Origin of the sequence: Herbaspirillum sp. C7C2 (genome assembly GCF_022627865.1) — a bacterium.
Taxonomy (GTDB): Bacteria; Pseudomonadota; Gammaproteobacteria; order Burkholderiales; family Burkholderiaceae_D; genus Herbaspirillum; species Herbaspirillum frisingense.
The window spans coordinates 106,133-126,711 of sequence record NZ_JABXGI010000004.1 but is presented as its reverse complement, the minus strand read 5'-3'; the positions used below and the strand labels follow the sequence as shown (position 1 = coordinate 126,711).

The 20,579-nt window shown below is 65.2% G+C and carries 18 protein-coding genes; 4 read left to right on the top strand and 14 right to left on the bottom strand.

Annotation, left to right across the window (positions count from 1 at the left end):
• Window positions 1-7 precede the first annotated feature (7 nt).
• The 11 genes from moaA to ypfJ all read right to left on the bottom strand — a co-directional run bounded on the left by moaA (window position 8) and on the right by ypfJ (window position 13,144).
• A complete protein-coding gene (gene moaA / locus HWE04_RS08620; protein ID WP_241812133.1) occupies window positions 8-1,027 on the bottom strand; it encodes a GTP 3',8-cyclase MoaA in 1,020 nt (339 codons plus the stop codon).
• A gap of 9 nt (window positions 1,028-1,036) precedes the next feature.
• Window positions 1,037-1,783, bottom strand: coding sequence for a peptidylprolyl isomerase (locus tag HWE04_RS08615; RefSeq protein ID WP_241812132.1), 747 nt, complete (start codon window positions 1,781-1,783; stop codon window positions 1,037-1,039).
• Between the two features lie 15 nt (window positions 1,784-1,798).
• On the bottom strand, window positions 1,799-2,482 hold the full coding sequence (gene narI / locus HWE04_RS08610; protein ID WP_241812131.1) for a respiratory nitrate reductase subunit gamma: 684 nt from the start codon (window positions 2,480-2,482) through the stop codon (window positions 1,799-1,801).
• Entirely contained in the window at window positions 2,479-3,207 is a 729-nt protein-coding gene (gene narJ / locus HWE04_RS08605; RefSeq protein WP_241812130.1) for a nitrate reductase molybdenum cofactor assembly chaperone, read from the bottom strand. Before narJ ends, narI begins: the two co-directional genes overlap by 4 nt.
• Window positions 3,208-3,221: 14 nt before the next feature.
• The gene (narH, locus tag HWE04_RS08600) at window positions 3,222-4,775 is read right to left on the bottom strand and encodes a nitrate reductase subunit beta (RefSeq protein WP_241812129.1); all 1,554 of its coding nucleotides are present in this window, start codon (window positions 4,773-4,775) and stop codon (window positions 3,222-3,224) included.
• The gene (locus HWE04_RS08595; RefSeq protein WP_241812128.1) at window positions 4,772-8,500 is read right to left on the bottom strand and encodes a nitrate reductase subunit alpha; all 3,729 of its coding nucleotides are present in this window, start codon (window positions 8,498-8,500) and stop codon (window positions 4,772-4,774) included. Before HWE04_RS08595 ends, narH begins: the two co-directional genes overlap by 4 nt.
• A gap of 168 nt (window positions 8,501-8,668) precedes the next feature.
• Window positions 8,669-10,051, bottom strand: a complete 1,383-nt coding sequence (locus HWE04_RS08590; protein ID WP_241812127.1) for a NarK family nitrate/nitrite MFS transporter — start codon at window positions 10,049-10,051, stop codon at window positions 8,669-8,671.
• 25 nt (window positions 10,052-10,076) lie between these two features.
• Window positions 10,077-11,324, bottom strand: a complete 1,248-nt coding sequence (locus HWE04_RS08585; RefSeq protein WP_102662306.1) for an MFS transporter — start codon at window positions 11,322-11,324, stop codon at window positions 10,077-10,079.
• A 162-nt stretch (window positions 11,325-11,486) separates the two neighbouring features.
• A complete protein-coding gene (locus HWE04_RS08580) occupies window positions 11,487-11,771 on the bottom strand; it encodes a hypothetical protein (protein WP_102662307.1) in 285 nt (94 codons plus the stop codon).
• A gap of 13 nt (window positions 11,772-11,784) precedes the next feature.
• The gene (locus tag HWE04_RS08575; RefSeq protein ID WP_006464296.1) at window positions 11,785-12,165 is read right to left on the bottom strand and encodes an MAPEG family protein; all 381 of its coding nucleotides are present in this window, start codon (window positions 12,163-12,165) and stop codon (window positions 11,785-11,787) included.
• 97 nt (window positions 12,166-12,262) lie between these two features.
• A complete protein-coding gene (gene ypfJ, locus HWE04_RS08570; protein ID WP_241812126.1) occupies window positions 12,263-13,144 on the bottom strand; it encodes a KPN_02809 family neutral zinc metallopeptidase in 882 nt (293 codons plus the stop codon).
• Between the two features lie 356 nt (window positions 13,145-13,500).
• Between ypfJ and HWE04_RS08565 the strand changes: the two genes are divergently transcribed.
• Both HWE04_RS08565 and HWE04_RS08560 read left to right on the top strand, forming a co-directional pair.
• Window positions 13,501-15,963 carry an acyl-CoA dehydrogenase gene (locus tag HWE04_RS08565; protein ID WP_241812125.1) on the top strand — a complete coding sequence of 821 codons (2,463 nt, stop codon included), beginning with the start codon at window positions 13,501-13,503 and terminating at the stop codon, window positions 15,961-15,963.
• A 43-nt stretch (window positions 15,964-16,006) separates the two neighbouring features.
• Complete coding sequence (locus tag HWE04_RS08560) at window positions 16,007-16,507, top strand: nucleoside 2-deoxyribosyltransferase (protein WP_241812124.1); 501 nt, start codon at window positions 16,007-16,009, stop codon at window positions 16,505-16,507.
• A gap of 16 nt (window positions 16,508-16,523) precedes the next feature.
• On the opposite strand, the gene HWE04_RS08555 is transcribed toward HWE04_RS08560, so the two are convergent.
• Complete coding sequence (locus HWE04_RS08555; RefSeq protein ID WP_241812123.1) at window positions 16,524-17,108, bottom strand: peroxidase-related enzyme; 585 nt, start codon at window positions 17,106-17,108, stop codon at window positions 16,524-16,526.
• Between the two features lie 248 nt (window positions 17,109-17,356).
• Here HWE04_RS08555 and HWE04_RS08550 point away from each other — a divergent pair, with 248 nt between their 5' ends.
• Together HWE04_RS08550 and HWE04_RS08545 are read left to right on the top strand one after the other, a co-directional pair.
• Window positions 17,357-17,983, top strand: coding sequence for a PadR family transcriptional regulator (locus tag HWE04_RS08550; RefSeq protein ID WP_241812122.1), 627 nt, complete (start codon window positions 17,357-17,359; stop codon window positions 17,981-17,983).
• Window positions 17,984-18,012: 29 nt separating this feature from the next.
• Window positions 18,013-18,315 (top strand): DUF3861 domain-containing protein, encoded by a 303-nt coding sequence (locus HWE04_RS08545; protein WP_006464302.1) that lies wholly within the window; start codon window positions 18,013-18,015, stop codon window positions 18,313-18,315.
• Window positions 18,316-18,336: 21 nt separating this feature from the next.
• Here HWE04_RS08545 and sbcB read toward each other — a convergent pair whose 3' ends face one another.
• Window positions 18,337-19,773, bottom strand: coding sequence for an exodeoxyribonuclease I (gene sbcB, locus HWE04_RS08540; RefSeq protein ID WP_241812121.1), 1,437 nt, complete (start codon window positions 19,771-19,773; stop codon window positions 18,337-18,339).
• Window positions 19,774-19,898: 125 nt separating this feature from the next.
• Window positions 19,899-20,477: a hypothetical protein gene (locus HWE04_RS08535; RefSeq protein WP_241812120.1), complete on the bottom strand. Its 579-nt coding sequence runs from the start codon at window positions 20,475-20,477 to the stop codon at window positions 19,899-19,901.
• Window positions 20,478-20,579 lie beyond the last annotated feature (102 nt).

Below are 20,579 nucleotides of genomic sequence, written 5' to 3'. Positions count from 1 at the left end.
TGGCGCCCTAGCCGCCGGTCTGCGACATGAAGCGGATGATTCTGTGCGGTGCCTGACTGAATTCATGGCGTTCCGGCTTGAGTTCGATGGCCAGGCGGATCGCCTCCTCCAGCCCGCCATCATCGATGCCGGCGCGCAGCAGCGGACGCAGTTCCAGGCGCGCCTCCTGTCCCAGGCAGAGGTAGAGCGTGCCGTCCACCGAGAGCCGCACGCGGTTGCAGGTGGCGCAGAAGTGCTGGCTCATGGGTGTGATGAAACCTAGCGTGCAGCGACCATCGGCGCTGCCCCAGTAGCGCGCCGGGCCACCGCCCAGCTCGGTGGCCAAGGGCTGCAGGTCGAAGCGGGCCACCAGCGCATCGCGCAGCGGACCAAGCGCGACGACACCGCTGTTGCGACCGGTCTCGCCCATGGGCATGGCTTCGATCAGGCGCAGGATGAAACCCTGCGCGAAACAGAACTCCGCCATGCGTGGCACCTCGTGTTCATTGACGCCGCGCAGCACCACCATGTTGACCTTGATGGGCGCAAATCCGGCATCCCTGGCGGCGGCCAGTCCCGCCATGACGCTCTGCAGGCTGTCGCGTCCGGTGATCTGCGCCGCGCAGGCGCGATCCAGGCTATCCAGGCTGACGTTGATGCGCTGCACGCCGGCCGCCCGCAGCGTCCTTGCGTGCTTGTGCATCTGCGTGGCGTTGGTGGACAGCGACAGTTCCTCCACCCCCGGCAGGGCCGACAATTGCGCGGCCAGCGTGGGCAGCTTGCGCCGCATCAGCGGTTCGCCGCCGGTGAGTCGTATGCGCCCCACGCCGAGCCGGGCGAAGGCGGCGATCACGCGCGTGATCTCGTCGAAGTCGAGCCAGTTGGCTGGCTCCTCGAAACCGGAAAAGCCCTTGGGCATGCAATAGCTGCAACGCAGGTCGCAGCGGTCGGTGACCGACAGCCGCAGGTAGTCGATGCGCCGCCCTAAGCGGTCCAGCAGGGCCGGGCGGCTGGAAGGTGGGACGGACGAGGGGACGGGCGAGGACATGCAGGCTCCTTATTGCAGCAGCGGCGATGTCATGCCGGGAAGTTGCACGCCAGTGATGCGTGCAGCGCCCACCAGTTGCTGCAGGTAGTGACGCAGGGCCTGGTCATGGGCGGCGCGTTGCAGGGCCTGGGCGATGTTTTCGCGCACTGCCTCGAAGGGCAGGCGTGTGCCGTCCAGCTTGCGGCCCACCTGGACGATGTGCAGGCCGAAGCGGGTCTCCACCAGACGCGGGATGATGCCCTGTGGTGTGGCGGCGAAGACGGCCCGTTCGAATTCCGGCACGCAGGCGCCCCGGGCGATCTGCCCCAGGCTGCCGCCCTGTGCGCCGGAGGGGCAGTTCGAGAGCGCGGCGGCCTGCGTGGCGAAGTCCTCCGGTTGCGCCAGCAAGTGCTCCAGCACCGATTCTGCACGTAGGCGCAGGGCTGCCAGATCGACCTCAGGGGTGACCTGGAACAGGATATGGTTCACTTCCGCCAGCGCCCCGATGATGAAACGTTCAGGCGTGGCCTGGTACTGGCGTCGGCATTCTTCTTCGCCGGCCTGCGGGACGCTGACCTGGCGCTGCAGCAGGAGCTCGATACGCGCATCGTCGTCCTCACCCTGCAGCTGCAGGCGCTGCGCTTCCTCCAGCAGCAGCCGGCGCAGCACCAGGGTGGTCATGGCCGACTGCAGGTCCTGGTCATCGGCATCGCGGGCGGCCAGTTCCTCGACCATCTCGGCGTCGCCCAGTTCGTATTCATTGACGGTGACAGGCATCCTGGTTCTCCTCGCTCAACGCGGCCGCACCAGTTGCCAGGCCCGGCTCAGGTAGGTGATGGAGGCAAAGCCGCTCCACACATGCACCAGCCGCGTGAAGGGGAAGATCACGAACAGGGTCAGCCCCATGAACAGGTGCGCCTTGAACAGCAGCGGCGCGCCTTCGATGAAGCCGGCGGCGTCGCCCCGGAAGGTGACGATGTGCTGCGCCCAGGTCATCAGCAACACCATCATGTGGCCGTCGCGGTGCTGGGCCGACTCGGCGATGGTGGACAGGCCCAGGCACAGCGTGACCAGCAGCCACAGCAGCAGGAGCTTGTCTGAGGGGCGGGTGACGGCGGCGATGCGCGCGTCCGTCAGGCGGCGATGGATCAGGATCGCCAGCCCCAGCAGGCAGAGCGTGCCGAACACGCCGCCGGCCGCCATGGCGACCAGTTGCTTGAAAGCGTGGCTCACGCCCACGGCATCCCATACCGCCACCGGTGTGAGCAAGCCCACCAGATGGCCGAAGAACAGTCCCAGCACGCCGACGTGGAACAGGATATTGCCCAGTCGCAGGTGACCGGCATGCAGCAGTTGCGAGGAGTCACTCTTCCAGGTGTACTGCTCGCGCTCGAAGCGCAGCAGGCTCCCCAGCAGGAACACTGCCAGGGCGATGTAGGGGTAGATGCCGTAGAGGAATTGATGCAGGTAGCTCATGCTGGTCTCCCGGGAGCGGATTGGGTGGCGGACGGTACGGCGGAGCGGGCATGCTGCCGGGGATGGAAATGCAACGGCTGCACGCCGCCCGGCCCGGGTTTGAGCAGGGGTTCCACGCCGTCGGCACCGGGACCGAAGACTTCCATGGCCTCGTCCATGTCGCGCACCGGTGGATCGTCCTGTTCGCGTGGCACGACCTCGGTGAGCCGGGTCAGCAACAGCAAGGGCGCGGCGTAGGGGCTGTCCCGGCGCTGCAGGCGCTGGCCGATGGCGGCCAGCACATGGATCGCCTCGCCCAGCAGCAGGGCGGCCCTGTCCTGCGACAGCAGGCTCAGGAATTCCAGGAACAGCGGCACATAGTCCGGCAACTCGCTGGTGGCCGGCTCCAGGCCCTGGCTGCGGTATTCCTCCAGCAGATCGACCATGGCCTGGCCGCGGTCGCGGCTTTCGCCGTGGATGTGTTCGAACAGGTGCAGCGACAGCGCGGCACTGCGGTCGAAGGTATCGACGTAGTTTTCCTGCAGGGTGAGCAGCGGGACGGATTGCAGGTGGTGCAGCAACGGTTGCAGCGCCGGCAAGGCCTCCGCTAGCGCCGCCTCGCCCTGCAGGGCCTGTTCGATCTCGGGCAGTGCTGCGATCAGTTCGGGCTGGGGATAACTCATCAGCGCCGAGACGACGCGGTAGATCGTGCCGCTGCCGGCCGCGTGATTGACGTGGGAAGTCATGACAGGGGCTCCATTCATTCGGTGACGGGGGACTTCTTGCGCGACTTGGGCATGTCCACGAAGATCACGCTGCCTTGCGGCTTCTTGCCGAACAGGCTGCCGCCGGAGACGCCGCCGGAACAACCGTTGCCGAAGCTGAAGCCGCAACTGCCCTTGTCGTTGAAGCTGTCTTCCACCATTTCCTTGTGCGAGGACGGCACCACGAAACGGTCTTCGTAGTTGGCGATGGCCAGGGTCTGGTACATGTCCTCGACCTCGTCGGCCTGCAGGCCGACCTGCTGCAACAGCGCTTCTTCCTGCCGGCCGTGCACCGTCTGGGCGCGCTTGTAGGCACGCATGGCCAAGAGGCGTTGCAGGGCGTTGAGGATGGGCGCTTCCTGGCCGGCGGTCAGCAGGTTGGCGAGATAGCGCAGCGGGATGCGCAGCGATTTGACGTCGGGGATGATGCCGTCCATCCCCATGTGGCCGGCTTCGGCCGCCTTCTGGATCGGCGACAGCGGCGGGATGTACCAGACCATGGGCAGGGTGCGGTATTCCGGATGCAGGGGGAAGGCGATCTTCCATTGCATGGCCATCTTGTACACCGGCGAGCGGCGTGCCGATTCCAGCCAGCTCTCGGCGATGCCCTGGCGGCGCGCCTCGGCGATCACGGCCGGGTCGTGCGGGTCGAGGAAGCAGTCCAGCTGGGCCTGGTAGAGCGCCTGCTCGTCGGCCACCGAGGCTGCCGCCTCGATGCGGTCGGCGTCATACAGCAGCACGCCCAGGTAGCGGATGCGCCCGACGCAGGTTTCCGAGCACACGGTGGGCTGGCCGGCCTCGATGCGGGGATAGCAGAAGGTGCATTTCTCGGCCTTGCCGGAGCTCCAGTTGTAGTAGATCTTCTTGTACGGACAACCGGAGATGCACATGCGCCAGCCACGGCACTTGTCCTGGTCCACGAGCACGATGCCGTCATCCTCGCGCTTGTAGATCGAGCCCGAGGGGCAGGACGCCACGCAGGCCGGGTTCAGGCAGTGTTCGCACAGGCGCGGCAGATACATCATGAAGGTCGATTCGAAGCTGCTGTGCATCTCTTTCTGCACGCCCTCGAACAGCGCATCCTGGCTACGGGCGCTGAACTCGCCGCCGAGATCGTCTTCCCAGTTCGGCCCCCAGGTGATCTTGTCCATCTTCTTGCCGGTCAGCACCGAGATCGGCCGTGCCGTGGGCGGGGTCTGCATCAGGGGCGCCTTCTGCAGGTGTTCGTAATCGTAGGTGAAGGGCTCGTAGTAGTCGTCGATGGCCGGCAGGTTGGGATTGGCGAACAGGTTGGCCAGGATGCGCAGGCGGCCGCCCTGGCGCGGTTCCAGCTGGCCGGCGGCGGTGCGGGTCCAGCCGCCTTGCCACTTCTGCTGGTTCTCCCATTGCTTCGGATAGCCGATGCCGGGCTTGGTCTCGACATTGTTGAACCAGGCGTATTCCACGCCGTCGCGGCTGGTCCAGACGTTCTTGCAGGTCACCGAGCAGGTGTGGCAGCCGATGCACTTGTCCAGGTTGAGCACCATGCCCACTTGTGCGCGAATTCTCATGATGCCGTCCTTTCTTGCAGGCTGCCGTCGAGCCAGTCGACCTTGTTCATCTTGCGCAGGATGATGAACTCGTCGCGATTGCTGCCGACGGTGCCGTAGTAGTTGAAGCCATAGGCCAGTTGCGCATAGCCGCCGATCATGTGGGTTGGCTTCAGCACCGCCCGCGTGACCGAGTTGTGGATGCCGCCGCGCTTGCCGCTCAACTGCGCGCCGGGGGTGTTCACGATCTTTTCCTGGGCGTGGTACATCAGGCAGATGCCGCCCGGGATGCGCTGGCTCACCACCACGCGCGCGGTCAGGGTGCCGTTGCTGTTGAAGACTTCGACCCAGTCGTTGTCCACCAGTCCTGCGGACTTGGCGTCGTCTTCCGAAATCCAGACATGCGGCCCGCCGCGACTCAAGGTGAGCATGCGCAGGTTGTCTGAGTAGGTGGAGTGGATGCCCCACTTCTGGTGCGGCGTGAGGAAGTTGAGCACGATCTCCTTCTCGCCATTGGGGTGCCGCCCGAGCATGGGCGCTACCGTCTTGGTATCGACCGCCGGTTTGTAGACGCACAGGCCTTCACCGAAATCCAGCATCCAGCGGTGGTCCTGGTAGAACTGCTGGCGGCCGCTCAGGGTGCGCCAGGGAATGAGTTCATGCACATTGGTATAGCCGGCGTTATAGCTGACCTCTTCTGACTCGAGGCCCGACCAGGTCGGCGCCGAGATGATCTTGCGCGGCTGCGCCTGGACGTCGCGGAAACGGATCTTGTCATGCTCGCGGCCCCGCGCCAGGTGGGTATGGTCGCGCCCGGTGATCTTGCCCAGTGCTTCCCAGGCCTTGACCGAGACATGGCCGTTGGTTTCGGGAGCGAAGCTGAGGATCATCTCGCAGGCATCGATGGCGCTGTCCAGCCGTGGGCGGCCCTGGCTGACGCCGGGCTCGGTGACGCGCCTGTTCAGTGCGCCCAGTTCGCCCACCTCATGTTCGGTGTTCCAGTTGATGCCCTTGCCGCCGTTGCCCAGCTTGTCCAGCAGCGGGCCGACCGAGGTGAACTTCTTGTAGATGTCGCGGTAGTTGCGTTCCACCACCATGAAACTGGGGGCGGTCTTGCCGGGGATGAGGTCGCATTCGCCCTTCTTCCAGTCCTTCGGTTCGAAGGGCTGGCCCAGTTCGGCCGGGGTGTCGTGCATCAGCGGCTGCAGCACGATGTCGCTGCGGGTGCCGAGGTATTCGCCACCGATCTGGCTGAACTTGCTGGCGATGCCCTTGTAGATTTCCCAGTCGGTCTTGCTCTCCCACAGCGGTTGCACCGCTTCCGACAGCGGATGGATGAAGGGATGCATGTCCGAGGTGTTGAGGTCATCCTTCTCGTACCAGGTGGCGGTGGGCAGCACGATGTCGGCATACAGGCAGGTGGTGCTCATGCGGAAGTCCAGCGTCACCAGCAGGTCCAGCTTGCCCTCGGCAGCCTCTTCCCGGTACTTGACCTCGGTCGGGCGGATGGCCTGCCCGGCGTCGTCGAACAGCGCGTGCTGGGTCCCCAGCAGGTATTTCAGGAAATACTCGTGGCCCTTGCCGGAACTGCCCAGGATGTTGGAGCGCCAGACGAACATGTTGCGCGGGAAGTTCTTCGGGTTGTCGGGGTCGTCGCAGCTCATGTTGACGGTGCCGGACTTCAGGGCTGCCTTCAGGTAGTCCTGCGGGGTCTGGCCCAGTGCCTGGGCGGCGTCGCACACGTCCAGCGGATTGGTTTCCAGCTGCGGGGCCGAGGGCAGCCAGCCCATGCGTTCGGAGCGTGCGTTCATGTCGATCATGCTCATGCCGGCCAGCTTGTCCTTGTCGGCGGTGGGGGCGACGATCTCGTCCAGGCCCAGCTTTTCGTGACGCCACTGGCTGGTGTGGGCGTAGAAGAAGCTGGTGCCGTTCATCTGCCGGGGCGGGCGCACCCAGTCGGTGGCGAAGGCCAGCGGCGCCCAGCCGAACTGCGGGCGCAGCTTTTCCTGTCCCACGTAGTGCGCCCAGCCACCGCCGGACTTGCCCACGCAACCGCACATCATCAGCAGGTTGATGATGCCGCGATAGATCATGTCGTTGTGGTACCAGTGATTGAGCGCGGCGCCGACGATGACCATGCTCTTGCCCTCGGTGTCGTGGGCGTTCTGCGCGAACTCGCGTGCCACCTGGATCACCAGCTCGCGCTTGACGCCGGTGTGCTTCTCCTGCCACGCCGGCGTGTAGGGAATGTCGTCGTCATAGGACTGCGCAATCTGGCCGCCCAGACCCTGGTCCACGCCATAGTTGGCCATCATCAGGTCGTGCACGGTGGCCACCAGTGCGGTGCTGCCGTTGGCCAGGCGCACGTGGCGTACCGGCACGCGGCGCGTCTGCAATTGCTCGGCATCGTCCCCGCCGAAGTAGTTGAAGGCGACCGCGACCACCTCGTCGTGCTGGTCCACCAGCGAGAGCAGCGGATCGATCTCGCGACCGGAATGACCGTCCCGGCTTTCCAGGTTCCAGCGGCCCAGCTTGGCGCCGTCGTTGACCTGGCCTTCGCCCCAGCGGTAGCCGATGGAACCGTTGGGCGCGACGATCTGGCCGGTGGTGGCATCGATGGCCAGGGTCTTCCAGTCGGCGTTGTTGGCTTCTTCCAGCTGGCCGGGCATCTGCGAGGCGCGCAGCAGGTGCTCCGGCAGGTAGCGGCCCTCGCGTTCCACCAGTCGTACCAGCATGGGCAGGTCGGTGTATTGCCGGACGTAGTGGCGGAAGTAGGGCGAGGGGCGCTGCAGGTGGAATTCCTTGAGGATCACATGGCCCATGGCCATGGCCAGCGCGGCATCGGTGCCCTGGCGCGGGGCCAGCCAGATGTCGCCGAACTTGACCATCTCGCCGAAGTCCGAGGACACCGCCACGGTCTTGGTTCCCTTGTAGCGCACCTCGGTGTAGAAGTGGGCGTCGGGGGTGCGGGTCTGCGGCACGTTGGAGCCCCATACCATCAGGTAGGTAGAGTTGTACCAGTCGGCCGATTCCGGCACGTCGGTCTGCTCGCCCCAGATCTGCGGGCTGGCGGGCGGCAGGTCGCAGTACCAGTCGTAGAAGGACAGGGCCACGCCGCCGATGAGGCTCAGGTAACGGGCGCCGGCCGCGTACGACACCATCGACATGGCCGGGATGGGCGAGAAGCCGATCACCCGGTCCGGGCCGTACTGCTTGATGGTGTAGGCATTGGCGGCGGCGATGATTTCGTTGGCAGTATCCCAGTCGGCCCGCACGAAGCCACCCTGGCCGCGCACCGACTTGTAGCTTTTTGCACGGGCGGGGTCGCTGGTGATGGCGGCCCAGGCCTCGACCGGGCCCAGCGTGCGGCGCGCCTCCTGCCACAGTTGCATGAGACGGCCGCGGATCATCGGGTACTTCACCCGCTGGGCGGAGTAGACGTACCAGCTATAGGAGGCGCCACGCGGGCAGCCGCGCGGCTCGTGGTTGGGCAGGTCGGGACGGGTGCGGGGGTAGTCGGTCTGCTGGGTTTCCCAGGTGATCAGGCCATTCTTGACGTAGACCTTCCAGGAGCAGGACCCGGTGCAGTTGACCCCGTGTGTGGAGCGCACCACCTTGTCGTGCTGCCAGCGGCTGCGGTAGGCGTTTTCCCATTGGCGGTCTTCGTCGACTACGGCGCCATGGCCATCGGCGAAGGTGGACTTCACCCGCGACATGAACTTCAATCGGTCCAGAAAATGACTCATCGTGAATCCTCGGTTGCGTGGGTGAGTACCCCACCTGCGTTTTCGATATGGGCAGTCTTGATGGTTGGAAAGTGTAGGCAGGCGCCCCGTCCCTGCCTATTCACCGGCTTGGTCAGGGCAGCCATCCAGGTGGTGGAGGCGGGCTAGTTCGAAAGAACTAGGGCCATTTCAACAGGGCATGGGCGCGCCCTTGCGGGCGTAGTACCACCAGGTGATGAGCATGCAGCTGGCATAGAAGCCGACGAAGACGAACATCGCCATGTCCGGCGCGCCGGTCATCCTGATCGACGTGCCGAAGCTCTGCGGGATGAAGAAGCCGCCATAGGCGCCGATGGCGCCGGAGAAACCCAGTACGGCCGCCGATTCCTTGCCCGCATCCAGGCGGGCCTGCTGTTGCGCTGCCTCGCCTTGTCCCGCGGCAGCGCGCTCGCGATCGGTCTGGAAGATGATGGGAATCATGCAGAAGGTCGAGCCATTGCCCAGTCCGGTGAGGATGAACATGCCGATGAAGGAGGCCAGGAACAGCGTGAACTGGTGCGTATGCAGGGCCGGCAGGATGCCCAGCAGGATGGTCAGCCCCATGGCCAGGAACACCCACAGCGTGACGCGCGCGCCGCCGATGCGGTCCGAGATCATGCCGCCCAGCGGCCGCGCCAGGGCACCGGCCAGCGGGCCGAGGAAGGCGAAGCGGGCGACTTCCACCTCCGGGAACTGGGCCTTGATCAACATTGCAAATGCCGCCGAAAAACCGATGAAGGAGCCGAAGGTGCCGACATACAGCCAGCACATCAGCCAGTTGTGCTTGCGCTTGAAGATCACCGCCTGGTCGGCCAGCGACGCCTGGGCAGAGGCGATGTCGTTCATGCCGAACCAGGCTGCCAGGGTGGCGGCGACGATGAAGGGGACCCAGATGAAGCCGGCATTGGCCAGCCAGTAGCTGCTGTCCAGGCCGCTCTTGGGATCATGGAAGAGCACTCCCTGGCCGGCGATGGAGGTGGCGAACACGGCCGAGGAAATCACCAGCGGCGTAACCAGCTGCACCACCGAGACGCCCAGGTTGCCGATACCGGCATTCATGCCGGTGGCGTAGCCTTTGCGCGCCTTGGGGAAGAAGAAGCTGATGTTGGCCATGCTGGAACTGAAATTGCCGCCGCCCAGCCCGCACAGCAAGGCCAGGCCCAGCAGGGTGGAGTAGCTGGTGCCGGGGTCGCGCAGGGCCAGGCCCATGCCGATGGCGGGGATCAGCAGGCTGGCGGTGGAAATGGCGGTCCAGCGGCGCCCGCCGAACACCGGCACCAGGAAGGAATAGAAGATGCGCAGCGTGGCGCCCGAGAGGGCGGGCAAGGCCGTCAGGAAGAACAACTGGTCCTTGCTGAAGTGAAAGCCGGCCTTGTCTAGGTTGGCGGCCACTACACTCCACAGCATCCAGACTGCGAAGGCCAGCATCAGGCAGGGGATGGAGATCCAGAGATTGCGGTTGGCGACCTGCTCGCCTTGCTTGCGCCAGAAGTCCGGGTTTTCCGGCTCCCAGCGCGTGAGTACGTGGTTCATGAGGTGTCCTTGAAATGGGAAGGGATCAGTCGGCCGCCAGGGCCTTGCGTGGCGCTTGCAGGCCTTCGCGGCGGAACTGGAAGTGCATCCACACCAGCGAGATGCAGACCGTGCCGTAGAGCAGCATGAAGCAGGAGCTGCGTACGCCCGTGAGGTCCAGCACCACGCCGAACAGGATCGGCAGGATGAAGCCGCCCAGCCCGCCGGCCAGGCCGACGATGCCGGAGACCGCGCCGATGTTGCCGCTGTAGTCGTCGGAGATGAACTTGAAGACCGAGGCCTTGCCCACCGCCATGGCCACGCCGACCACCATCAGCAGCGCCGTGAAGAGCACCGGGTTCAGGCCGATGTGGAAGGTCCTTGTGCCGCCCACGGTCTGGATGGCGAAATCGGTCTGTGGATAAGACAGCAGGAAGAAGGCCACCCAGCACACCCACATCACCCACCAGGTGACCTGGTAGGCACCGTACTTGTCGGAGAGCCAGCCGCCCACGGCGCGCAGCACGCCGCCCGGCAGCGAGAAGCAGGCCGCCAGCAGGGCGGCGGTCTTGATGTCGAATCCGTATTCGGTGACGTAGTACTTGACCATCCACAGGCTCAGGCCGACATAGCCGCCGAAGACCACCGAGTAGTACTGGCAATAGCGCCAGACCCTGGGGTCCTTGAGCATGCGCACCTGGTCCATGAAGCCGGTGTCGGACTTGACCTGGTGCGCCGGGTCGGTCGACGAGCCCAGCCAGAACAGCAGGGCTGCGGCCAGCATCAGGGCGGCATAGACCTTGGGCACCAGCATCCAGCCACCGGCGGCGATGAGCACCGGCGCCACGAACTTGTTGACCGCCGCGCCCGAGTTGCCGGCGCCGAACACGCCCATGGCCAGGCCCTGGCGTTCCTTCTTGAACCAGCGCGCCACATAGGGCGTGCCGACCGAGAAGGAACCGCCGGCCAGGCCCACGAACAGGCCCAGTACCAGGAAGTGCCAGAAGGCGGTGGCGTAGGAAATCAGCCAGATCGGAACCACCGTGCACAGCATCAGGATGAAGAACACGCTGCGCCCGCCGTAGCGGTCGGTCCAGATGCCCAGCGGCACCCGGATCAGGGAGCCGGTCAGCACCGGCGTGGCGGTGAGCAGGCCGAATTCGGTTTCGTTCAGGTGCAGGGCATTCTTGATGGGGATGCCGATGACCCCGAACATCATCCAGATGGTGAAGCAGACGGTGAACGCGAGCGTGCTGGAACCCAGCACGCCATAGGCCTTGCGCTGGTCGGACATGGAGCCTCCTGCGGATGTTGATCGATGGGTCCAGCTTAGCGATCGGTGCAGGCCGGCAACATCGGTCCGACGGAGAGGCGGGGGAAGGGAGAAGAGGGAGGCAGTAAGGGCAGGCTGCCCACCGGAAGAACTAGTTCTTCCGGTGGAGCAGGTCAGGCCGGGTCAGTTTGCTGACAGGGTCTGCTCGGCTTTGTCCAGCCAGGTGGCGAGGCTGTCGGTGAGGTCCTTCTGACTGAAGGAACAGCTTTCCTCGGTGAAGAGGCTGCCGGCTTCGAGGCGGCCCAGCAGGTCTTCGGCAACCTGCTGGTAGCGGGGTGGCAGGGCTTGCATCACGTCGTCGCGGGCGCGCCAGGTGGCGCACAGGGTGGCGATGCTGGCGCGTTGCTCGCACAGGGCGGTGAGGGCCTCGCGCATGGGGGCCAGTTGCTGGGCGGCGGGGTGGCTCATGGTGGGCTCCCGGTCAGGCGCGGGCGGCGATGACGAACAGGGCGATCACGCTCAGGTAGCCGACCGCCCAGACCGCCGAGCGGGCCGAGGGTTTGTCGTTCAGGTAGAACAGGGTATAGAGCAGGCGGGCGGCGATGAAGACCACGCTGGCGATGTCGATCTGGCCCTGGGCGGCACCGGCCTGCTGCGCCACCAGCACGGCGGCGGCGAAGAAGGGGAAGGCCTCGAAGTGGTTGCGATGGGCGTAGTCGGCGCGGCGGCGCACACCGGTCTGCTGGTCCAGCCAGGCACGCGGTTCGGCGTTGTCGAAGTCCTTGCGACCGCGCTTGGCCACCGCGATGGTGAACACCGGCATCAGGCCGGCGATCAGGATGCACCAGTTGGACAGGGTCATGGGTTCAGTCTCCTCGTTGTGTTGTCGTGTTCGATGTTGCGTTCGATGTTGCGTTCGATGTCGGGTATGGCGCGCCTAATGTGCGTCCAGGATGGGTTCACAGCTCCTTGGCCGCGAAGGTATTGCAGGCGCTGACCTTGCCTTCGTTGATGCCGCGCTTGAACCAGGTCACGCGCTGGGCCGAACTGCCGTGGGTGAAGGAGTCCGGCACCACCACGCCGCGCGCCTGACGCTGCAGGGCGTCGTCGCCGATGGCGGAGGCGGCGTGCAGGGCGTCTTCGATATCGCCTTCTTCCAGGATGTGGCGCGCCTGGTTGGCGTGGAAGGCCCAGACCCCGGCGAAGCAGTCGGCCTGCAGTTCCAGTCGCACCGACATGGCATTGGCCTGCTTTTCGCTGGCATTGCGGCGGGCCGCATCGACCTTGTCGGAGATGCCCATCAGGTGTTGCACGTGGTGGCCGACTTCATGGGCGATCACATAGGCCTGGGCGAAGTTGCCGGAGACCTTGAAACGCTGCTTCATCAGTTCATAGAAGGACAGGTCGATGTAGACCTTCTGGTCGCCCGGGCAATAGAAGGGACCGGTGGCGGTCTGGCCGGTGCCGCAGGCGGTCGGCGTGCTGCCGGAAAACAGCACCAGCTTGGGCCGCGCATACTGCTTGCCGTTGGCGGCGAAGATCTGGCCCCAGGTGTCTTCGGTGTCGGCCAGGACGGTGGAAACGAAGTGCGCCATCTGGTCGTTGGGCGAGGGTTTGTGGGCCGGCGCCTGTTGCTGCACCGGTACCGGGCCGCCTCCGCCGGAGAGCAGGTTGAGCATGGTCAGCGGGTTGATGCCCAGGAAGTACGACGCCACCAGTGCCACGGCCACGGTGCCCAGGCCGATGGAGCGGCCGCCGAAGCCAAAGCCGCCCCCTCCGCCGCCACCTTCACCACGACGGTCTTCCACGTTGTCGCTTTCGCGATTGCCTTCCCATTTCATGATTCGTTCCTCTGCGGGCCTGTCTGCAATGCCCGGATTGTAATGGATGACATGGGGCGCCGGCTTGTCAGGCGTTGTCTGACGGGCCTGGGAGGGTTCCGTCCGATTCCGCCCGATGAGCTGGCAAGGTATCGTGCAAAAAGGCGCAGGCTGGATGTCGGATGACTGGATGCAGGGACGCCCGCTTGGCGCGCTCGGCATTCGGTGCCACACTGGCTGCCTTGCTCGCTGCATCGTCAGCGGCATTCCTGGCTGCACCCATCGCTCCACGCAACGCTGCATTGCCCGCTGTACTGCTGGCTGCACTGCTGGCAGCACCCCGTGCGCAACAAGCACAACAACACTGGAGGCGACACATGATCATCTGGCTCATTGTTTTCATAGCAAGCGCACTGGCGCTGATGATGGCGCGTGCCAGCGCCTGGGTCTGGCTGGCGGCCGAGGCGGTCCTGATCTTCCTGGGCGGCGCGGTGGTCGATATCGACTGGCCGATACGGGTGCTGCTGGCGATCCTGTTGTTTACGCCGACCCTGGTGGTGGCGATCCGCTCGGTGCGGCAGTCCCTGATCACGCGTCCTGCGCTTGACACGTTCGCCATGATGGCGCCGCGCATGTCCGACACCGAACGCGATGCCATCGAGGCCGGCACCACCTGGTGGGATGCCGAGCTGTTCTCCGGCAAGCCGGACTGGGATCGCCTGTTCGCGCTGCCGGCGCCGCGCCTGACACCGGAGGAGCAGGCTTTCCTCGATCAGGAGGTCGAGCAGCTTTGCGCCATGGTCAGCGACTGGGACACCAGCGTGAAGACCCAGGACCTGCCGCAGCAGGCCTGGAAGTTCATCAAGGAGCGCGGCTTCCTGGGCATGATCATTCCGCGTCAGTACGGCGGCAAGGAGTTCTCGGCCTACATGCATTCGCAGGTGGTGATGAAGCTGGCCTCGCGCAGTTCGGCTGCGGCCATCGCGGTGATGGTGCCCAATTCGCTGGGGCCGGCCGAATTGCTGCTGCATTACGGCACCGAGGCGCAGAAGGATCACTACCTGCCGCGCCTGGCACGGGGACAGGAGATTCCCTGCTTCGCACTCACCAGCCCCTATGCGGGTTCGGATGCGGCGGCCATTCCGGATATCGGCATCGTCTGCAAGGGCCGGTATGAGGGACGCGAGACGCTGGGCTTCCGGGTCACCTGGAGCAAGCGCTACATCACCCTGGCACCGGTGGCCACCGTGCTGGGCCTGGCCTTCCGGGCGCGCGATCCGCATGGCCTGCTGGGCTATGCGATGGAGCCCGGCATCACCTGCGCACTGATTCCCACCGACCATCCTGGGGTGGTCACCGGTCGTCGACACTGGCCGCTCAATGCGGTGTTCCAGAATGGTCCGACCGAGGGCACCGATGTCTTCATCCCGATGGATTGGGTGATCGGCGGCGTGGCCCAGGTCGGACGCGGCTGGCGCATGCTGATGGAATGCCTGGCCGCGGGGCGGGCGATTTCGCTGCCCTCGTCCAGCGTCGGTTTTTCCAAGATGGCGGTGCGCGGTACCAGCGCCTATGCCGCCATGCGGCGCCAGTTCAAGATCGAGATCGGCAAGTTCGAGGGCGTGCAGGAAGCGCTGGCGCGCATGGGCGGGCATCTCTACATGATGGATGCCACGCGCCGCCTGTCGGCACTGGCGGTGGATGCAGGCGAGAAGCCATCGGTGATCTCGGCCATCTCCAAGTACCACGTCACCGAGCGCGGGCGCATGGTGGTCAATGACGGCATGGACGTGATCGGTGGCAAGGGCATCTGCATGGGGCCGGGCAATTTCCTGGCGCGGGTGTACCAGCAGATTCCGATCGCCATCACGGTAGAGGGCGCCAATATCCTGACGCGCTGCCTGATCATCTTCGGCCAGGGGGCGATCCGTTGCCATCCCTATGTGCTGCAGGAGCTGGCTGCGGCATCGGAGGAGGACCGCGAACGCGCGGTGCAGGCCTTCGACCGCGTGCTGTTCGCGCACCTGTCCTTCGCGGCCGCCAATGCGGCGCGCAGCCTGGTGGGTGGCATCAGCGGCGGCTGGCTGTTGCCGGCACCGTCCCAGGCGGCGCATGCCACGCGCCGCTACTACCGCGCCGTGGTCCACCTGTCCTCGGCCTTCGCCTTGCTCACCGATGTCAGCATGGCGGTGCTGGGCGGTACGCTCAAGTTCCGTGAACGTATCTCGGCGCGGCTGGGGGATGTGCTCTCGCAGTTGTACCTGGTGTCGGCGGTGTTGAAACGCTTCGAGGACGAAGGTCGTCAGGAAGCTGACCAGGCCTACGTGGACTGGTCGGTGCAGGACGCCCTGAACCGGGCGCAGGAAGCCATCGTCGAGACCTTGCACAACTTCCCCAACCGGCCGGTGGCGCTGCTGCTGCGGGTGCTGATCTTCCCGCTGGGACTGCCTTATCGCAAGCCATCGGACCTGCTCGGCACACTGGTGGCCAAGGCCATGCAGACCCCGGGTGCAAGCCGTGACCGGCTGGTGGCCGATACCTATGTGCCCGGCGAAGGTGATCCGCTGGCCTGCGGCGAACTGGCCTTTGCACTGGCGCCGGTGGTGCAGCAACTGGAGCAGCGGCTCAAGCCGGAGATCAAGGAAGAGCGGCTGCCGCCGATGCCGCAGAGCCTGCGTGAACTGCCGGCCTGGAGTGCACTGGTCCTGCAGCGCGGACTGATCTCGCAGCAGGAGAAGGAAGTGCTGGATGCCTTCGCCCACTATGGGGACCTCAGCGTGCAGGTGGACGATTTTGCGGCCGACTTCGACCGGGCCGAGAACATGGCAGAGGTTTCCTAGTTCGCGTAAGCTGCCGGCTCCGGATACAGCCACAGGATGAACCATGACCCGACAGCCCCGCATCTACCTCGCCGGTCCCGATGTCTTCGCGCGCGACTATGCCGCGCACAAGACGCGCATCAAGCAATGGTGCGGCGAGCTGGGCTTGCTGGCCCTGTGCCCGGGCGATGACGAGGTGCAGGGCGAGAGCAAGTCCGAGATCGCCCGGCGCATCTACGAAATCAACGTAGCCCTGATCGAGTCGGCCGATGCCGTGGTGGCCAACGTGCGCGACTTTCGCGGCCATGAGCCGGATTCGGGCACGGTCTTCGAGATCGGCTACGCGGTCGGGCGTGGCAAGAAGGTGTGGTGCTACAACACGCCGGCGCAGGATCTGCTGGCGCAGGTGCCGCAGGGCGAGCCCGGTTACTGTCGCGAGGGCATGCAGATCGAGGACTTCGGCCTGCCGCGCAACCTCATGCTGGCGCATGCCGCCGAACTGGTGCAGGGTGACCTGCGCGCCTGCCTGGAGCAGGTGGCGCGCTGGAATGCGGGACGGCGCTGAGCCCGTCTGCGCGACATCATTGCAGGGGTACTCGCCCCATCAGATAGAACTCTTCATTGGGACGCATGCTGGTCACGTTGGCCAGCCGGTTGGACATGCCGAAGAAGGCCGCGATGGCCGCGATGTCCCAGACTTCCTCCTCTCCCCAGCCCTGTTCCCCGAGCAGGGCGAAATCCTCTTCGTTGACGGCCCAGGCGCTGGCCGAGACCTTCATGGCGAAATCCAGCATGGCCTTTTGCCGCGGGCTGATGTCGGCCTTGCGGTAATTGATCGCGACCTGGTCGGCCAGCAAGGGGTCCTTGGCGCGGATACGCAGGATCGCACCATGCGCCACCACGCAGTACTGGCATTGGTTGGCATTGCTGGTGGCGACCACGATCATCTCGCGCTCGGCCTTGGTGAGCTTGCCGGGCTTGTCCATCAAGGCATCGTGATAGGCGAAGAAGGCGCGGAATTCGTCCGGGCGGTGCGCCAGGACGAGGAAGACGTTGGGGATGAATCCTGACTTCTCCTGCACTGTCAGGATGCGCTGGCGGATGTCCTCGGGAAGCTCGTCGAGTTCTGGGATGGGAAAGCGGCCGATGGGGGCGGTCGGGGTCATGGGGTCTCCTGTTGTCGTGGTAGGCAGGGCAGTGGCTGCCCCGCAGAGAACATAGCACTTCTTCCGGTCGTTCAATGTCGCCAGCCTGACGGTGAAGCCTTTTGCTTCATGTGTTGATCAAATGCAATGAAAAATATGATTAAGATATATCTTGAAATATTCAAAATAAAGATATATCTTGGCTATATCGATCGACACGCAGCGTGCGTCAGTCGCTGCCTTTAGCAAACCGACAAGAAGGAAATACCATGTTCAAGCATCTATTCGGCCACCACGGCCAGCCGGGCCACGGCCCCATGCATCAGCGCCACGACCGTCCGCACCATGGCGGCGGCCTGTTTGATGAAGAGGGCCATCGCGGCCACCACGGGCCGCGTGGCCGCGAGGGTGGCGGTGGGGGCGGTCGCGGTGCACGCATGTTCGAGCAGGGCGCATTGCGCATCGTGATGCTGCACCTGTTGCAGGAAAAGCCGCGCCACGGCTACGACATGATCAAGGCCATCGAGCAGCTGGTGGGCGGTGGCTACAGCCCCAGCCCGGGCGTGATCTACCCGACCCTGACCCTGCTGGAAGAAATGGGCCATGCCTCGGTGCAGGGCGAGGAGGGCGGCAAGAAGCTCTACACCATCAGCACCGAGGGCCGTGCGCATCTGGAAGAGAAGGAAAACGCCGAGATACTGCAGCAGGTGCTTCGCAAGTTCGAACTGCGCCGCCAGGAACGGCCGGATGCCGATTCGCCGGAACTGCGCCGGGCGGTCCAGAACTTCCGCATGGCGCTGCATACGCGCCTGGCCAAGGGCAAGCTGGAGCAGGAAGAACTGCATGCCATCATCGACATCATCGATCGCGCCGCCGTGGCGGTGGAGCGGGCCTGAGCCCCAAAGAAGCAAGCAAGGAGAGCAACATGAAGGAACATCGCTACCGCATCACCCTGGAACACCTGGCCACGGCGTCGGAGGGGCAGACGCTGCATGAGCCCATCAGTTTCGAGGCCGGCAACCATGACGATATCTTCAGTATCGTTGGTCGCCTGCGCGGCAATGGCCAGTTCGACAGCGACACCAGCGCGCAGCTGGCGCTGGGGCTGAAACTGTTTTCGGAGGTGATGCTGAAGAACCGCAAGCATCCCCTGTTCGAAGAAATACAACCGGCCCTGCGCGACTTCATCATGAAGCTCAAGGCGCAGGGCAAGGCCGCCGCAGAATAAAGCGGCCAGCCGGCGGCGCCCTTACTGGTTGGCCGGCGCGATCATTTCAGCGTAGTCGTAGAGCGCACCCAGGATATCCTGGGTGCGCTCGTCGTCTGCCTGCTCCTGCAACTGGTCGATCTGTTCGAACAACTGGGCGATGGTGCGCGCGCCACCGGCGCCTTCGAACAGGCGGGCAGCGCGATGCTCTTCCCAGTGCTGGGCTTCATCAGGACGCAGGGTCTCGGGGAAGTTGCGGGCGCGATAGCGGAACAGGATTTCGTTGAGGCGCATATCATCGAAGGACATGCTGGCCCCGGCCAGGGCGGCTGGAGCCAGGGCGCGCAGTTGCGTCAGCTGGCGCCGGTCACCGTTGCCGATGAAGCCGCCGTAGAGGTCTTCGTCCACATCAGGCCGCTCTTCGCCCTCGCGCTGGTACACCTGGCGCCACAGCGAAGACAGGTCGGGCAGGGCGGCCGCGTGTTCTGCATGGCGCAGGGCGGTGTCGACGTCGATGCCCAGGGCGGCGGCACGTTCGGCGCTGAGGGTCTTGAGGCTGCCCACCACCATGGGCGACTTGTTCAGGTGGATGCTCTTGACCGGCAGGCGCTCTACGCCCTCCGGCAGGTCATCGCGCCGGGTGAACATGCGTGTGCGCACGGTGGCGGCGTCCAGGCCGGCCAGTTCGGCGGGGTCGTAGCCCAGGTCCCAGGCGATCACTTCGTTCTTGTTGGTGGGGTGCATGCCCAGCGGCCACATCAGCGCCAGGCAGCCCTGCGCCACCGGGAACATGCCGGAGACATGCAGGAAGGGCTTGGCCGCCGGCAGGCCGATTTCGGCGGCGGCCTTTTCCTTCTTGTGCAGGGCCAGGGCGAAGTCGAACAGGCGCGGGTTGTGCTGGCGGATCAGGCGCGCCAGCGCGATGGTGGCGCGCACGTCGGAGAGGGCGTCGTGGGCGGCTTCGTGCAGCAGGCCATTGGCCTTGGAGAGATGTTCCAGCTTGAAGCTGACGCTGCCGTCTTCCTTGGTCGGCCACTGGATGCCATCGGGGCGCAGGGCATAGGTCAGGCGCACCACATCCAGCAGGTCCCAGCGGCCGCAGCCGTTGGCCCATTCGCGGGCATACGGATCGATCAGGTTGCGCCAGAACATGAAGCGGGTGACTTCGTCGTCGAAGCGGATGGTGTTGTAGCCCACGCCGATGGTGCCGGGCTCGCCCAGGGCCTCTTCGATCTGCGCGGCGAATGCATGTTCGGGGATGCCGTGCTCCAGGCAGTGCTGCGGCGTGATGCCGGTGATCAGGCAGGACACCGGGTCGGGCAGGTAGTCCGGCGCCGGCTTGCAATAGATCATGATGGGTTCGCCGATCTCGTTGAGTTCGGCATCGGTGCGCACGGCGGCGAACTGCGCAGGACGGTCACGGCGCGGCACGGCGCCAAAGGTTTCGTAGTCGTGCCAGAGTAAGGTGTGATTGGACATCGCGGCGGGCTTCTATGGGAATCGCGCGATTATAGAGCCTTGTGGCCTGCGCGCCGTGATCAGCGCGCAGGCCGGCGGGATTGCCGAGGCTTTCTCGATCGATGCCGAGGGCCTGGATGGCGGCGTTACTGCAAGGCCGGCGTATCGCGCTTGAGCACCTTGCGCAGCAGATCCTGCAGGGTGCCGCTGCGCAGGGGCGGGTTGCCGCCGGCGTACTGGATGTTGTCGATCACCCAGCCGCGGGCGTCGCGGGTCAGGGTCAGGCGGTCGCTCCATTTGGCCGGGGATTGCAGCTTGGCATCGCTGAAGATCAGTTCCACCGTGCAGGTCGCTTCACGTTCCTGGGCTTCGCACTGAACCACTCGGAAGGTCGAGGCGCCATTCGGGTTGCCGGTGAACAGGTCGCCCTGTACCAGGGGCGGCAGCGGCTCGGCATCGGGATCGGCGGCCAGGTCGGCGGCCGCCTGGGCGGTGCGGGCTTCCTGGGCGACCGAGACATCCTTGAGCAGGTCGAACAGCGACACCGACAGGAAGCTGCGGAAGGTGATCAGTTCCTTCAGCGTCAGCGCGCCGGAGGGGCGGGCCGAGGCGTGGGCCTGGTAGAACTCCGTGACCAATTCCTTGGCTTTGCCGTCTTCATTGGCCGTGCACGCTGCCAGCAAGAGGCTGGCGGCGGCGAAGAGTGTCGTACCGATCCGCTTCAATCTGATTCTCCCTGTGCCGTGGTCGCGTGCATGGTAGAGGGGCATGCGGCCGACGGCCTGTTGATCTGTTATTTCGTTATTACCTTGTCATCAGTGGAATGT